Source organism: Streptomyces sp. NBC_01224, from assembly GCF_036002945.1.
In the GTDB taxonomy this organism is placed as follows: Bacteria; Actinomycetota; Actinomycetes; order Streptomycetales; family Streptomycetaceae; genus Streptomyces.
In genome coordinates this window covers 4,813,798-4,827,367 of the sequence record NZ_CP108529.1, presented here as the reverse complement: position 1 = coordinate 4,827,367, position 13,570 = coordinate 4,813,798, and the positions used below count along the sequence as shown (strand labels likewise).

The window sequence follows — 13,570 nt, the reverse complement described above, 5'->3', positions numbered from 1 at the left end:
CAAAGAAACGATCAGTAAGCCATCGCGTCCCGGCCACGCCCGGAAGAGCGTGGCCGAGACAGTCATTCCCCGCAACCGGACGTCAACTCGTCACACAATCTGGATGGCGACGACCCTCGGCGGATGGTTCGGGAAGGTGATGTCGTGCCAGCGCTCGATCTTCACCGAGTCACCGTTGGCGTCGTAGTAGATCAGGTCGTTGTTGCCCGTGGAGATCCGGTCGATCCACCACCCGCCGAAGTCGGTCTTCCCGCCGTTCGCGTAGCAGTCGACGCTCTCACGGCCATCGAGGTGCGACCAGATCTTCAAGAAGTTCTCCCCGCCCACACATTGGACGTGGTCGATGGCGAAGGCGTTACCGCTCGGCATGCCGATGGTGAGCGCGGCAGTTGTGGCGAGCGCCACGGCCACGGAACGCGCAGCCCTCTTACTTTTCGAGATCACAGATTCTCCTTCACGAGAAGGCCGGCGCACGGGCCGACCCTGTCGGCGATGTTGCGTCATGACGGAACGGTGCTTCGTCGAGCCCGAAACCGGATACGACCCGCCAGGCAGCCATGAGACCCCATCGGGCAGCTCGAACGATGCTGCCTCCACGCTACAAACGGAATGAGGCTATACCGGCTGTAGCCAGGGAAAACACATCAAAAAGGTGATAACTCGAGGTAATGCCGTGGCGTACGGTCGAGCAAGCAACAGCCCGAACCCCCGCCGCTCCGGCAGCATGCTGATGGGCGCGGCAGACGGTGGAGCCGACGTGCACGTCCCACTTGAGACGACTCCGAACCTCATTCTGAAACGATCAGTGAGTGGCACTACGCCGGCCGAGGCCGGTCGCGCTGCTGACGTCCGACACCGACGACCCCCATCTCACGCATCTGGTCAAGGCTCCGCCCGTACACCGGGGCGCCGCCCGCGCCGAGTTCAGATGCAGCAGGGCGGCGGTCGGGATGCCGCAGCCGTACGTTTCGCGTCGCTCCACTGGTCGATGCCCTCGCCGTCGTGGCATCATTCGGGCCACGCCGACCTCGGGGGGATGTCCATGGCGGGGGAGATCAGTTCACGTCGCAACACGATTCTCCTGGCCGGGACGGCTTTCAGCGCTACTGCTCTGAGCACGACCGGTGACCTCATTTTCAATGTATTCGGCGGGACGACGGCCAAGGTGGTGTCCGTCGGTGCCACTGTCGTGACAGGCGGAATCGTCGCCTACCAGGCAGTGAAAGCCCGACGGGAGGAGTCCGTACGTACGGCGGTGTCGGACCGGACCCGGCGGCACCAACTCCCCAGGGTGGAGCCCTTGGTGGGGCGCGGGTCCTTGCTGGACGTACTACTGACGTTACTCAGGGATGTGCCCGCTCCGTCCCGTGCGTCTCTGCCGGTGGACGCCACTGAGAGCCAGGCGAGGATCGTCGTGGTGCACGGCGCGGCGGGCGTAGGGAAGACCACTCTCGCCCTCACCGCGGCACACCGGGTCAAGGGTGCCTATCCCGACGGCCAGCTCTACGTCAACCTCCAGGGCGACGGCGACACGCCCAGGACGAGTAGCGAGGCGCTGGAGCACCTCCTGTTCAGCCTCGATGTCGCTCGCGACGATCTCCCGGCCGATGTCGACGGCCGGTCTGCCCTTCTCCGCAGCCTCACCAACGACCAGCGGTTACTGATCGTGCTGGACAACGCCCACCGCACCGAACAGGTGCGTCCGCTCCTGCCGGTGGGCGCGGGATGCTCAGTCCTGGTCACCAGCCGGAAGCCGCTCTCCGGTGTCACCCTGCGTCGGGCCGTGCCCGTCTCACTGCCGGACGAGAGCGAGGCGTTGGACGTGCTGGCCCACTACGCCGGCCGCGACCGCATCACCAGTGACCCTGCAGCCGCCCTGCAGATCACCCGCTTCTGCGGAAAGCTCCCGCTCGCTCTGCGCATCGTCGGTTCGAAGCTGGCGCAACGGCCCGACCTGAGCCTGAGCCGCATGCAGGCGCGGCTGGAGGACGAGAAGCTCCGCCTGAGGGAACTCGTCTTCGAGGACCACAGTCTGAACGCATGCCTGACGCTCACCTACCGGGACCTCGAGGGGGCCACCCGGGCGGCGTTCGGACTGATCGCCTCGCTCCCGGCCGGAAGGTTCACCGACTGGCACTTCGAGTACGTCGGCACCACCCGCGGGTCGGCGTTCGCGACGTGCGACGAGCTGATCGAGGTCAGCCTGATGGAGACACAGGGGGGCGAGGAGGCCAGTACCAGCTATCGCGTCCACGATCTGATCCGTGTCTTCGCAGCCGAGCAGTACGAGCAACTGCCGCCTGAGGAGCGGCGCCGGCACGAGGCCCGATTGGTCCAGGCATACCGTGATGCCGCGGTCGGCCTGGCTGCCCAGCGTGCGCCGGAACTCGGTGCGGACGTGTCCGCCGAAAGGATCTGCGATCTGGGCCGGGAGCCGGCCGCCGGCTGGGTGTCCGCTGAGCAGGAGCGGCTTCACTGGGCCATCGGCCGTGCCAGAAGCCTCGGCATGAACGCCGAGGCGGCCGAGATCGGGGAGGCGCTGTCCTACTTCCTCGATGACATCAACCTTCCTACTGGTTCTGCGGACTGGGTGTTCGATGCGCCACCGTCCGAGACCCGGCCTCGCGTGCTCGCCAGCCTGCGGCGTGCCCGCGCTTCGGCAGCCGTGGCCGAAGGTGTACCGGACACCGCGCTGACGCTTCTTCTCCGTAACGAACCGGACGACAGCACCGACCCGGTCGGGAGGGCCCGGGACGAGATGGTCGTCGCCCGCGCGTACGCGGTGAAGAAGGACTTCAGGGAAGCACTGGACCACATGACCACGGCCGCGGACCGGTTGCGTGCCGCCGACGACGCATGGCACGTCCTCAACTCACTTGAAAAACTCGGCGAGTTCCAGAGGTGGCGGGGCGTTCCCGAGTTGGCGGAGCAGAGCCAGCGGGAGGCGTTGCGCCTTGCCGAACGTGCCGAGGACCTGAGGGCCCAGGCGCGTCTGCGGCGGACCCTTGCGGAAACCCTCGGATATCTGCGCCGCCCGCAAGAGGCGGCGCCCCTCCTGGAGTCCGCCGTCCACGACTTCCGAGTGCTCAACGACCGCAGGTGGGAGGGCGCCAGCCTCTACGCTCTCGGCAAGATCTATCGCCTCCTCGGCCGCCGCCAGGACGCCCGCGAGCGCTACGACCGGGCGGAGGAGATCTTCGGCCCGATGGGCGAGCGGCACTGGGTCGGGCGCGTCACCAACGCCCGGATCCGCGTCCTGGCGGGCATGGGACGCCTCGACGAGGCCGCGGCCACGGCCAGGACCGCGCTGAGCATCTTCGAGCAGGTCGGCGACGAGATCTGGCAGGCCCACACGCAGCGGGACATCGGCTGGCTCCACCTCAAGGCCGGTCAGTCAGAGGCAGCCCTCGAACCGCTCACCCACGCCATCGAAGTGACGGGGCGAGCGGGGGACGCCTATGCCGGCTCCATGGCCCGGCATCTCCGCGGCGTCGCCTATCGGGAACTCGGCCGGTACCCGGAGGCACACGCCGACTTCGAAGCGGCACTCGACATCTACCGGTCCGGCTCCTACGAGTGGAACGAGGCGGCTGTCACCCACGACGTAGTCCGCGCGCTCCGTGCCGAGGGGAGGATGGCGGAGGCCGACAGCCTGGATGAGACCTCCGCTGCCACCAACCCGATCTACGTCCGCATGCGCGGACGCGACGGGGCCGAGGCAGTACCTGACGAGGACTGACGGAAGCAGCCGGGCAGCCGGTCGTCGCAAGCAAAGGCCACCCGGCGCCGTAATCGCTGACCGCACTGACATTTATGCAGGTCAGACACACTTTCGAACTTGTAAGCGCCGTTGATTCCCAAACTCGGAGCGCGAGTACGATTCTCGTCATCCGCTCCACGCCGAAGGCCCAGGTCATAGACCCGGGCCTTTCCTGTTGTCTGCACCAATCAGAGAACTCGCACCACTCGTACACCACATCCGCCGGCCAACTGGCGGCCCCGCGCGCCCCTGTCCGGCCCCGATTCGTCGTGCAGTCCGTCGGGGCACAGGTCTCACGGCCGCGCCCTCGGCGCCGGGGCTGCCGGGGGTGGACGGGCCGGGGGGCTGATGCGTGATGATGTGGCTCTGGTCAGTTGGTAGTTGGTCACAAGAGCCGGTTGGGGGCCCTGCTTGTGAATGATGCGGTGGAGTTGGCGGACATGATCGCGCAGCTGCGCCAGGAGCTGAGCCGGGCGATGTCGGCCGGTGAGGACGCCGACCTGCGGTTCAAGGCTGAGCGGGTGGAGCTCGAGCTGACCGTGGGGGTGGAACGGACCCACGAGCCGGGAGTGAAGGTGAGGTTCTGGGTTTTCGACGCCAGTGCGACGACGAAGCGGTCGGCCACGGTCACTCAGAAGCTCACATTGACCTTGCAGCCGGTGCGGGCGGACGCGCCGGACCAGACGGCGTTGATCGCCGGGGACGAGCTGCTCGGTGAGGACTGACAGGGCGGCTGTGAGCGGCGGTCTGGACCCGCACCGCATCGCGGAGGTCATCGTCACCACCACCGCCGGTGGCGGGCGGCGCGGGTCGGGCTACCGGGTCGGCGACACGGCGGTGCTGACCGCGCTCCATGTGGTGTCCGAGGCCGCGGGCGTGCGGGTGCGATTCGATGCCGACCGGCCGGGGCAGTGGATCGCGGCCGCGGAGGTGGCCTGGTCGGACAGTGACACCGATGTGGCTGTACTGACCTTCGCGCCTCCGCCGGGTACCGCCCCCGTCGTGCCCGCAACGTTCGGGCGTATCGGCGACGACCGTCATGCCGTCATCGACGTGCATGCGGCGGGATTCCCGCTGTGGAAGCGCCGCCGCAGCGCCGATGGGAGGCAGTTCCGGGAACTGCACCAGGCGGACGGGACCGTGGCTGCGCTGTCCAACCTGAGGACCGGCACCCTGGAGATCACCGTTCCGGTGGCGGCGGCCGACCCCGACCCCAAGGTGTCGCCATGGTCGGGGATGTCGGGCTCCGCCGTATGGGCCGGGTCCCACATAGTCGGGGTGGTCGCCGAGCACCACCGATGGGAAGGGCTGGGCCGGCTCACAGCGGCACGCATCGACCACACCCTGAGCCGGGTCGGCGAGCCGCGCCGGGCAGAGCTGGCCGGGCTGTTGGCGATCGCCGACCCCCAGGCGCTGCCCGACGTGGGCCCCGCGCCGGCCCTTGCGGATTCCGCGCCTCCGCAGGCGGGTTCCAAGGTCATCGGGCTGCCGGTCACGCATGGGCTCGAGCTGTTCAAGGACCGTGCTGAAGAACGCGAGATGATCGGCCGTCACCTCGCCGATCCGGCCATTCGCATGGTGACCGTCACCGGTCGACGGGGCATGGGCAAGAGCGCGGTCGCGGCCAAGGTCATGGAGATGCTGGAGCAGGGTGAGTGGCCGGGGCACGCCCGGGCTCCGGTTCCGTCGGGGCTGGTCAATCTGAGCACCCGTACGTCGGGGATCTCCCTGGAACGCCTCTACTTCGACTGTGCCCGCGTGCTCGGCTCCGATCGCGAGACCCGTCTGCTGGACATCTGGGCCACGAACCGCCCCGTGCAGGACAAGCTCGGCGAGCTGTTCGCCGCGATGGGCGACCAGCTCTTCATCATCCTGATGGACAACCTCGAGGACCGGCTCCAGGACGACGGCCGGCTCGACGACGAGGACGAACTGGCGGTCTTCCTCGACTGCCTCTTCCGGGCCAGATCCACGCCACGGCTGCTGGTCACCTCGCAGATACCGTTGCTGCTCGCGCCCGAGTTGCGCCGTTTCGCCGCGGAGGTCGAGCTGTCCGCCGGGCTGCCGCCCACCGAGTCCGTGGCGCTGCTGCGCGAACTCGACCAGGACGGCAGCCTCGGCGTGGCGCAGCTGTCCGACGATCAGCTGCTGCAGGCGTCGGTCCACGTTCACGGGGTTCCGCGCGCACTGGAGCTGTTGGTGGGCGCCATGGCCGACGACATGCTGACTCTGCCGACGCTGCAGGACGTACTGGAGGACTTCACCCTGCGGGGCGACGTGGTCGCCGGGCTCGCCCAGGACCGATACCAGCGGCTCGGCCCCGACGGCCGAACCGTGCTGAACGTCCTCGCGGTGCTGCGCACGCCCGTGCCACGGGAGGCGATCGAGTGGATCGTGGCCGGCCTCGATCCCGGGCTCGCCGTCGCGCCGGTCCTGTCCCGCTTGCTGCAGATGCGCATGCTGTCGGTGGACCGGGCCAGCCGCACCTTCGCGCTGCATCCGATGGACGCCGACCTCGCGTACGGCGCCATGTCACGGGACGGCGCGCTGGGACGGCACTCTGTGGAGCGGCGGGCGGCCGACTGGTACGCGCGTATCGAACCGCCCCGCGCAAACTGGCGCACCCTGGACGACATACAGCCGTACCGGCGTGAATTCGACCACCGGGTGCGCGCCGGGGACATGGACGGCGCCGCACTGGTCCTGGGTGCGATCAGCGAATGGATGGTCTGGCACGGCTCGGTGCTTGCGGCCATCTCGATGCACCTGACACTGGAGGAACAGTTGACCGACGACCGGGCGCGTCTTGTCCATCTCATCAGCTTCGGGTACGCCCGGTTGAGCGCGGGCCCGTTGGCGGAAGCGGCGGACCTGTTCGCCGAGGCGGCCGACATGGCCGAGCGCCTCGATGACCGCCGTGCGCTGCAGAACGCCATGTTCGGCCTGGGCGACGCCTACCGTCAGCTGGGACGCCTCGACGCCGCCATGGGACCGCTCGCCCGGGCCGGTGACCTGGCACATGAGAACGGCGACGCCGAAGCCGAGGTGCATGCCGTCCTGGATCTCAGCCTCGCCCACAGCACTCTGGGCGACGGGGCGGCGGCCCTTGCCGGTGCCGACCGGCTGAGCGAACTCGCCGTTGCGTCGGGGGACCTGTTCACCGAGGCCCGTTCATGGAACGCCCGCTTCACGGCCCTGCTGGCCATGGGCCGCTGGGAGGAGACCATCGCAGCGGGCGACAGGGCCGTGCGTGCCTACCGGGACGCGGGCATCCAGGAAGCAACGGACTACGCGCTCAACGCCAAGGGCGTGGCCATGCTCGCACTGGGGCGGGTCGCGGAAGCTCTGACATCGCTGGAGGCGGCGCTCCGAGCGGCGTCGACGATGGAGAATCCGCGCACCGAGGGAGTCTGCCTCTACAACATGGCGTGGGCGTACTGGACCGACGGCCGGTACGGGCAGGCGGCCGAGACAGCCGAGCGGGCGGCCACCTCGCTGCAGCTCGCCGGGGCGGCGGAAGCCGCGGCGGCACAGGCGCTCGCCGAGGCGGCCCACGCCCGGACGGTGCCCGACCCGCAGGCGGCCGCCGACGCGCTGGACCGGGCCGCCGACGGCGTCGGACGCAATGTCGAAATGGTCCGCCCGGCCTGGCTCACCGAGGAGGCGGAGCGGTTGCGCGGCGAGGTCTGACGCGCGGGGTCGCGCAGACAAGCCCCGGGCCGGTGGCCCAGGGCTTGTCTGTTGTCCGGACCGCGCCGGAAGGCCCCTGAGGCATGCGCGGGCGCGCCCGGCAGGTCCGCGCCGTCCGGCCCGAGCCGCGCCGCTCGGCCGTCGGGCAGCGGCGGTGGCAGCGTCCGCGTCCGGCGCCGCCGGCCGCAGTCCGACTGGGCCATCACCTGGACGCCGGTACCGGAAGGGTGAGGAACGGTCGCGGGCGGTGGGGTGTCAGAAGGCGACTGCGTCCCGGACCAGGGGGCAGGTCATGCAGTGGCCGCCGCCTCGGCCGCGGCCGAGTTCGGCGCCGACGATGGTGATGACCTCGACGCCGGCCTTGCGCAGGAGGGTGTTGGTCTGGGTGTTGCGGTCGTAGGTGAAGACGACGCCCGGTTCCAGGGCCACGGCGTTGTTGCCGCTGTCCCATTGCTGGCGCTCCGAGGCATACACATCACCGCCGGTCTCGATCACCCTGAGCCCGGGCAGGCCGAGCCCCTTGGTGACCACGTCGACGAACGGGGTCGTGCCCTCGTCGGTGATCTCGACTCCCGGGGCCTTGTCGCTGGGCCGCAGGGAGAAGGCATGGACATCATCCATGATCTTCGGATAGAGGGTGACGAGGTCCCGGTCGGCGAAGGTGAAGACGGTGTCGAGGTGCATGGCGGCGCGCAGTTTGGGCATGCCCGCCACGATCACGTGCTCGGCGGCGCCGTTCTTGAACAAGGCGTCCGTGACCTGGGTGATGGCCTGGCGCGAGGTGCGTTCGCTCATGCCCATGAGCACCACGCCCTTGCCGACAGGCATGATGTCGCCGCCTTCGAAGGTGGCCCGGCCCCAGTCCCGTTCCGGATCTCCCCACCACACCGTGGAGCCCTTGAAGTCGGGGTGAAAGGTGTAGATCGCCTTCATCAGCAGGGTTTCGTCGTGGCGGGCGGGCCAGTACAGGGGGTTCATCGTCAGTCCGCCGTAGAGCCAGCAGGTGGTGTCACGGGTGTAGAGGGTGTTGGGCAGCGGGGGCATCAGATACTCGCGGGCGCCGGTGGACTCGCGAGCCAGGGCCACGTGCGGGGAGCGGAAGTCGTCGGGGAGGTCGGCGACGGCCAGGCCACCGATCAGGAACTCGGCGAGCGGGCCGGGCCGGAGCGTCTCCAGGAAGGCTCTCGTGTCGTCCAGGAGCCCGATGCCGACCTCGTTCGCGGTGATCTTGCGGTCGAGGAGCCACGTCCTGGCTTCCGTGACGGCCATCGTCTCGGCGAGCAGGTCGTGCAGTTCGACGACCTCGACACCGCGTCGGCGGAGTTTGTTGACGAAGTCGGCGTGGTCGCGCTGGGCGTTCTCCACCCACATCACGTCGTCGAAGAGCAGGTCGTCGGAGTTGGTGGGGGTGAGCCTGCGATGTGCGAGGCCGGGAGCGCAGACCAGCACCTTGCGCAGCTTTCCGACCTCGGAGTGGACGCCGAGGGCCGGCTCGGTGGTGTCGGTGCTCGTCACGGTGTGCCTTTCGGTCGGATGGGTGTGCGTTTGCGGATGGAGGGTGCGTAGTGGTCAGAGTTCGATCCAGCCGGCCGCCAGGGCGGTCACACCCACGATGGCGCCGACGACCGAGACGGCGCAGATCACGGCTTCCGCGGGCGAGAACAGCCGACGCTTCTGCTCGCGCCGGGCCTTGATGAACAGGAGGGTCGCGGGGGCGTAGAGGATGAAGGAGATCAGGACGAACTTCAGCCCCGCCGCGTAGAGAAGGAACGCGGTGTAGAGCGTGGCGATCGCGGCGGTCACGAGTTCACGCCGGGTGCTGTCGCCCACCGTGCCTTCACGGCCCGGCCGGAACGCGATCTTCACCGCGAACGCGGCGGCGAGGAGGAACAGGATCAGGCTCAGCGCGCTGGTCAGATCGAGCGCGAAGTTGAAGGCGTCGTCGGAGAACATCGTCACGACGAGGACGATCTGACTCAGCAACGTGGTCATCAGCAGTGCCGGGACGGGTACGTCGGCGGTGGTGGAGCGGCCGAGGAACCGGGGCATGTCGTTGTCCTTGGCCGCGACGAAGAGGACCTCGGCGGCCATCAGGGTCCAGGCCAGATAGGCGCCGAGGACGGAGACGATGAGCCCGACGCTGACGAAGACCTTTCCCCAGGTGCCGACCGCGTGCTCCAGGACCCCTGCCATGGAGGGCTGGCGCAGCTCGGCGATCTCGCTCATCGGCATCAGCCCGTACGACACGATGGTGACGGAGGCGAAGATGGCGAAGACGCTCAGGAACCCGAGGATCGTGGCCCGGCCGACGTCCTCGCGGCGCTTGGCGTGCCGGGAGTACACGCTGGCGCCCTCGACTCCGAGGAAGACGAACACGGTGGCGAGCATCGTGCCGCGGACCTGGTTGAACAGCGATCCTGCGTAGTCGGCGCCGCCGAAGTTGTCGGCGAAGACGGACGGTTGGAAGTAGAACAGCGCCAGGATGACGAAGACCAGGATCGGTACGACCTTGGCCACGGTGACGATCTTGTTGATGGCCGTCGCTTCCTTGACGCCGCGCCGGATCAGGAAGAAGAACGCCCACAGGCCCAGCGTCGACAGGACCACTGCGAGAAGGGTGTCCCCGTCTCCGAGGCTCGGCCAGACGGCGCCGATGGTCGACATGATCAGCACCCAGTAGGTGACGTTGCCGACGCAGGCGCTGGCCCAGTATCCGAAGGCGGAGAAGAAGCCGAGGTACTCGCCGAATCCGGCCTTCGCGTACGCGTAGACACCGGCATCCAGGTCCGGCCTGCGGACGGCGAGGGCCTGGAACACGAAGGCGAGCATGAGCATGCCGACGCCCGCGATCGCCCAGGCGATCAGTGCGCCGGCCACGCCGGTCTCCTCGGCGAAACGCCGCGGCAGGGAGAACACTCCGGCGCCCACCATCGAGCCGACGACCATCGCCGTCAGCGTCAGCAGGGTGAGCTTGACGGCCGCCGGCGGTTCGACGGCGGCCGTCTTGGCGTTGCTGCCCGTGTCAGTCATGTCTTCCCTCGTCGACGCGCCCCGGTGTCGTGGACCCGGGGGCTGCTGGTGGGCCGGTGTCCAGGGACCGGCCTCGACCGGGTCCGCTTTCTCGATCTCGAAGCCCGGGACTTCACAGAGGACGCTCAAGGCCGGGCAGGGCTGCCGCATCGCCTGGTTCAGTGAGAGGAAATCTAACGCCATTTGACACGTTTTGCCCGATAAAACACTTCACGGCTCCCCCCCGGAGTGGGGTCCCCGTGGCGGTTCCGGCGTCCCCACGGGCGCGCCGAGGCCGGTGACGGCTGCCGCACAGCACCACTCCCCGGGCCGCAGCGGCGGCCGGGATCCGGCGATGTCAGTGATGGCTGTTAGCTTCCTGTGCGTCACCGAGGAGCTTTACGGCCACCCCCCTTGGGTCCATTTTGACCGGTACCTGCCACGTGACCCATGTGTGACCCATCCCGGCCCACCAGGACGGGAATCGCTGGGCCCGCCCGCGACGCCCCGCGTCGGTCCGGCACCGGCCCTGCGCCCGCCCCCGCAACGACGCAGAGCGCTTCGTCCCTCTTTGTCGCCACCTCGCCTTGCTGTCAGGCAGGTTGATGAGGCGTCCGGCCTCTCGCGGGTGGGTTCGCAGGTGTCGCAGTGTGGTGGATGCCCGGACGGGACCAGCCCCTGCAGGGCGCCCGCCGGTCACCCGTCGACGAGGAGGAGCCCGCCATGCCGGACGCCCTGAACACCGTTGTCTGCGAGCCCACACTGACCCCCCGCGAACGTCAGGTCCTGACGCTGCTCGCAGGAGGCGAGACCTACTGGGGAATCGGCCGTCGGCTGGGCATCAGCCCGCACACGGTCGACACGCATCTGCGCCGACTCCGCGACAAGACGGGCACGAGCAACCGGACCCAGCTCGTGGTGCTGGCCATCCAGCGGGGCTACTTGACCTGAGGGTGCGTGCGCGAACCTGAACTTCGCCGGAATTCCACCGGCTTGAGGGCATTCGAGCCCCCTTCACTTAGCGGTCACGCACCTTGGTGAGGGGCTCGCTCCCGTACATACGCGACGGGCCTGGGCCAGTGTGGTCACACGCCGCACGAACGGAGCGGGCCCGCCGGAAGGGCGGGCCCCACACCATGTCCCTGGGGGAATCATGCCGAAGCGCCTTGCCCTGCTCCTCACCGCCACCGCCGCCCTGTTGGCCCTCCAGTCCGGCTCCCCCGCGTGCGCCGCCGACATCGATTGCGGCGGCATCGAGCTCTCGTCGGTGCACGTCTCCGCCGAGGGGACCACGGGCGACCCCGCCACCGGATGGAACGTCGCGGACGGGGAACTGCAGGGCCAGGGAGTGGTGCACACGTGCGACACCTCATGGGGCGGCTGATCCCACGGGCGCCCGGCGTCCAAGGGGCCGGCAGGGCCTAACTGCCGGGCGGCGTCAGATCTGTGATCACATACTGTGCTCCCGGCGTCAGTTCCACCGTCCAGGACCAGCGTGCCGGAATGTAGAGGACTTCGCCCGACCGCAGCCGGTGCCGGAAGGCCCCCGCGCCGCCATCGGCCCGGTCGCCGCGCAGTCGCCACAACCCCGCACCCTCGGTCTGATGGATCACCAGATGCGCGGCAGGGTTCCGTGCCCCCTCGCATGTGCGGCTTCCCCGGCTGCTCGCGACCAGGCCGGTACGCAGGCCGAGTTCGGCGGCCAGGCCGTCGAGTGCATCCGGCCGTTGCGGGCTACCGAGGGCCGGATGTTCGTACTCGGGCCACATCACGCCGGGCGCCCGGTCCAGGTGCACGGAGAGAAACAGCAGCAACTCCCGCAGATGGAGCGTGCCTTCACTCTCCGCCCGGGGTGCCGGAGGTGCCAGGGGCCGGCCGTCCATGTCCCTCCTCGTACTCGCCGCCGAAGCGCCGCGCGGGAAGCGTCCCGCGCGGTCTCTGCTGACAGCATCCGACACCGGACGGGCCCCGGGCCAGTCGCGTGAGTTCGCTACCGGGAGCACGGTCCGGACACCGACGGATACGGCCGTCCGTCGGCCGGCGGACGTCAGGCGACCGGGCTGTCAGGCGATTCCGCTTCGGGAGCGGTGCTCGCCAGGAGCCCCCGGGCCGCGGCATGGGCGCCTGCCTGGAAGCGGCTCGTGGCGTCCAGCTCCTCCATGATGTCGGCGATGTGCCGACGGGCGGTACGCAGCGACATACCGAGTCTGCGTGCGATGGCCTCGTCCTTCAGACCTGCTGCGAGCAGCCGGACGATCGTCTCGTGGATCTCCCGGGACACCTCTTCCAGACCCTGGCTGACGGCATCGGCGAACGGGGTGGCGCGGTCCCAGGTCTGCTCGAAGATCTCGCAGAGGTACCTGACCGTGGACGGATCCCGTATGACGACAGCGCCCCAGCTGTCGTCCTGCACGGGGATGAAGGCGAGCTCGCGGTCGAAGACGATGAGCCGGCCGAACAGTTCGTGCGCGGTGCGGTACTTGCCGCCCAGCGCCGACGCGGCGGCAACGTAGGCTTGACTGGGGCCGTTGAAACGGGCCGTGTGGTGGTAGAGCGTACGCAGCTGGATGCCGCGCTCCAGCATCGACTGGTCCCGCACCAGCGCCTCCCGCATCGCTTCGGGATCCCGCGCCCCGCCGCCGGGCTGGCTGGTCAGCACCTCTTTGCGACAGCGGTTCGACGCCTGGTTGAGGGTGTTGCGGACGTCCTGCACGTTCTCCAGCAGCTCCAACGACTCGCTGCGGGAATGCCGCTGGTGATAGCACGCGACGAAGGGACCGAGGTCCTGGCGCATACCTGCGAGCCTGTCCTGCTGTTCGCGTATCTTCGCCTCCACGGGCGCGGCCAACTGCGCCAGCGCGGTCTCGGGCGCTACCGCGAACAGCTCCCGGGAGCTCCCGGGAACGTCCTGCTCGTGCAACAACCGGGCCCGCCGCAGCCGTTCCAGGCTCAGTCCGGCCTCCTCGGGGCCGATCCCGGTGGCCTCGGATACGGACTCCGGGTCGCCCGTACGGTGTTCGAGGACCCAGCCGTATACGGCGAGGTCGTTCTCGCCCAGCCCCCGGGCCGCCTCGAACGGCCCGGTGCGTACCTGCTCCTGCCCTTCCACGT

10 protein-coding genes are annotated in these 13,570 nt (G+C 69.1%); 5 read left to right on the top strand and 5 right to left on the bottom strand.

Features of this window, described 5'->3' with window-relative positions; genetic code table 11:
* Window positions 1–90: 90 nt before the first annotated feature.
* On the bottom strand, window positions 91–444 hold the full coding sequence (locus OG609_RS21535; protein WP_327274306.1) for a beta/gamma crystallin domain-containing protein: 354 nt from the start codon (window positions 442–444) through the stop codon (window positions 91–93).
* A 598-nt stretch (window positions 445–1,042) separates the two neighbouring features.
* Here OG609_RS21535 and OG609_RS21530 point away from each other — a divergent pair.
* The 3 genes from OG609_RS21530 (at window position 1,043) to OG609_RS21520 (ending at window position 7,450) form a co-directional block, all read left to right on the top strand.
* Window positions 1,043–3,739: a tetratricopeptide repeat protein gene (locus tag OG609_RS21530; protein WP_327274305.1), complete on the top strand. Its 2,697-nt coding sequence runs from the start codon at window positions 1,043–1,045 to the stop codon at window positions 3,737–3,739.
* A 434-nt stretch (window positions 3,740–4,173) separates the two neighbouring features.
* The gene (locus OG609_RS21525) at window positions 4,174–4,485 is read left to right on the top strand and encodes a trypco2 family protein (RefSeq protein WP_327274304.1); all 312 of its coding nucleotides are present in this window, start codon (window positions 4,174–4,176) and stop codon (window positions 4,483–4,485) included.
* On the top strand, window positions 4,475–7,450 hold the full coding sequence (locus OG609_RS21520) for a trypsin-like peptidase domain-containing protein (protein WP_327274303.1): 2,976 nt from the start codon (window positions 4,475–4,477) through the stop codon (window positions 7,448–7,450). Before OG609_RS21525 ends, OG609_RS21520 begins: the two co-directional genes overlap by 11 nt.
* Window positions 7,451–7,705: 255 nt before the next feature.
* Here the strand turns inward: OG609_RS21520 and OG609_RS21515 are convergent, their stop codons facing one another.
* Window positions 7,706–8,965 carry an arginine deiminase gene (locus tag OG609_RS21515; protein ID WP_327274302.1) on the bottom strand — a complete coding sequence of 420 codons (1,260 nt, stop codon included), beginning with the start codon at window positions 8,963–8,965 and terminating at the stop codon, window positions 7,706–7,708.
* Between the two features lie 54 nt (window positions 8,966–9,019).
* Window positions 9,020–10,480: a basic amino acid/polyamine antiporter gene (locus OG609_RS21510; protein ID WP_327274301.1), complete on the bottom strand. Its 1,461-nt coding sequence runs from the start codon at window positions 10,478–10,480 to the stop codon at window positions 9,020–9,022.
* A gap of 636 nt (window positions 10,481–11,116) precedes the next feature.
* On the opposite strand from OG609_RS21510, the gene OG609_RS21505 reads away from it, so the two are divergent.
* Complete coding sequence (locus OG609_RS21505; protein ID WP_327274300.1) at window positions 11,117–11,410, top strand: response regulator transcription factor; 294 nt, start codon at window positions 11,117–11,119, stop codon at window positions 11,408–11,410.
* 202 nt (window positions 11,411–11,612) lie between these two features.
* Entirely contained in the window at window positions 11,613–11,843 is a 231-nt protein-coding gene (locus tag OG609_RS21500) for a hypothetical protein (RefSeq protein WP_327274299.1), read from the top strand.
* A 37-nt stretch (window positions 11,844–11,880) separates the two neighbouring features.
* Here OG609_RS21500 and OG609_RS21495 read toward each other — a convergent pair whose 3' ends face one another.
* Both OG609_RS21495 and OG609_RS21490 read right to left on the bottom strand, forming a co-directional pair.
* Entirely contained in the window at window positions 11,881–12,342 is a 462-nt protein-coding gene (locus tag OG609_RS21495; RefSeq protein WP_327274298.1) for a hypothetical protein, read from the bottom strand.
* A 164-nt stretch (window positions 12,343–12,506) separates the two neighbouring features.
* Complete coding sequence (locus OG609_RS21490) at window positions 12,507–13,568, bottom strand: helix-turn-helix transcriptional regulator (RefSeq protein ID WP_327274297.1); 1,062 nt, start codon at window positions 13,566–13,568, stop codon at window positions 12,507–12,509.
* Window positions 13,569–13,570: the final 2 nt, after the last annotated feature.

Bases quoted from the DNA above. Each gene is read 5' to 3' on its own strand.
- OG609_RS21530 (WP_327274305.1), top strand. From the start codon at position 1,043: ATGGCGGGGGAGATCAGTTCACGTCGCAACACGATTCTCCTGGCCGGG.
- OG609_RS21510 (WP_327274301.1), bottom strand. From the start codon at position 10,480: ATGACTGACACGGGCAGCAACGCCAAGACGGCCGCCGTCGAACCGCCG.
- OG609_RS21505 (WP_327274300.1), top strand. From the start codon at position 11,117: ATGCCCGGACGGGACCAGCCCCTGCAGGGCGCCCGCCGGTCACCCGTC.
- OG609_RS21500 (WP_327274299.1), top strand. From the start codon at position 11,613: ATGCCGAAGCGCCTTGCCCTGCTCCTCACCGCCACCGCCGCCCTGTTG.
- OG609_RS21495 (WP_327274298.1), bottom strand. From the start codon at position 12,342: ATGGACGGCCGGCCCCTGGCACCTCCGGCACCCCGGGCGGAGAGTGAA.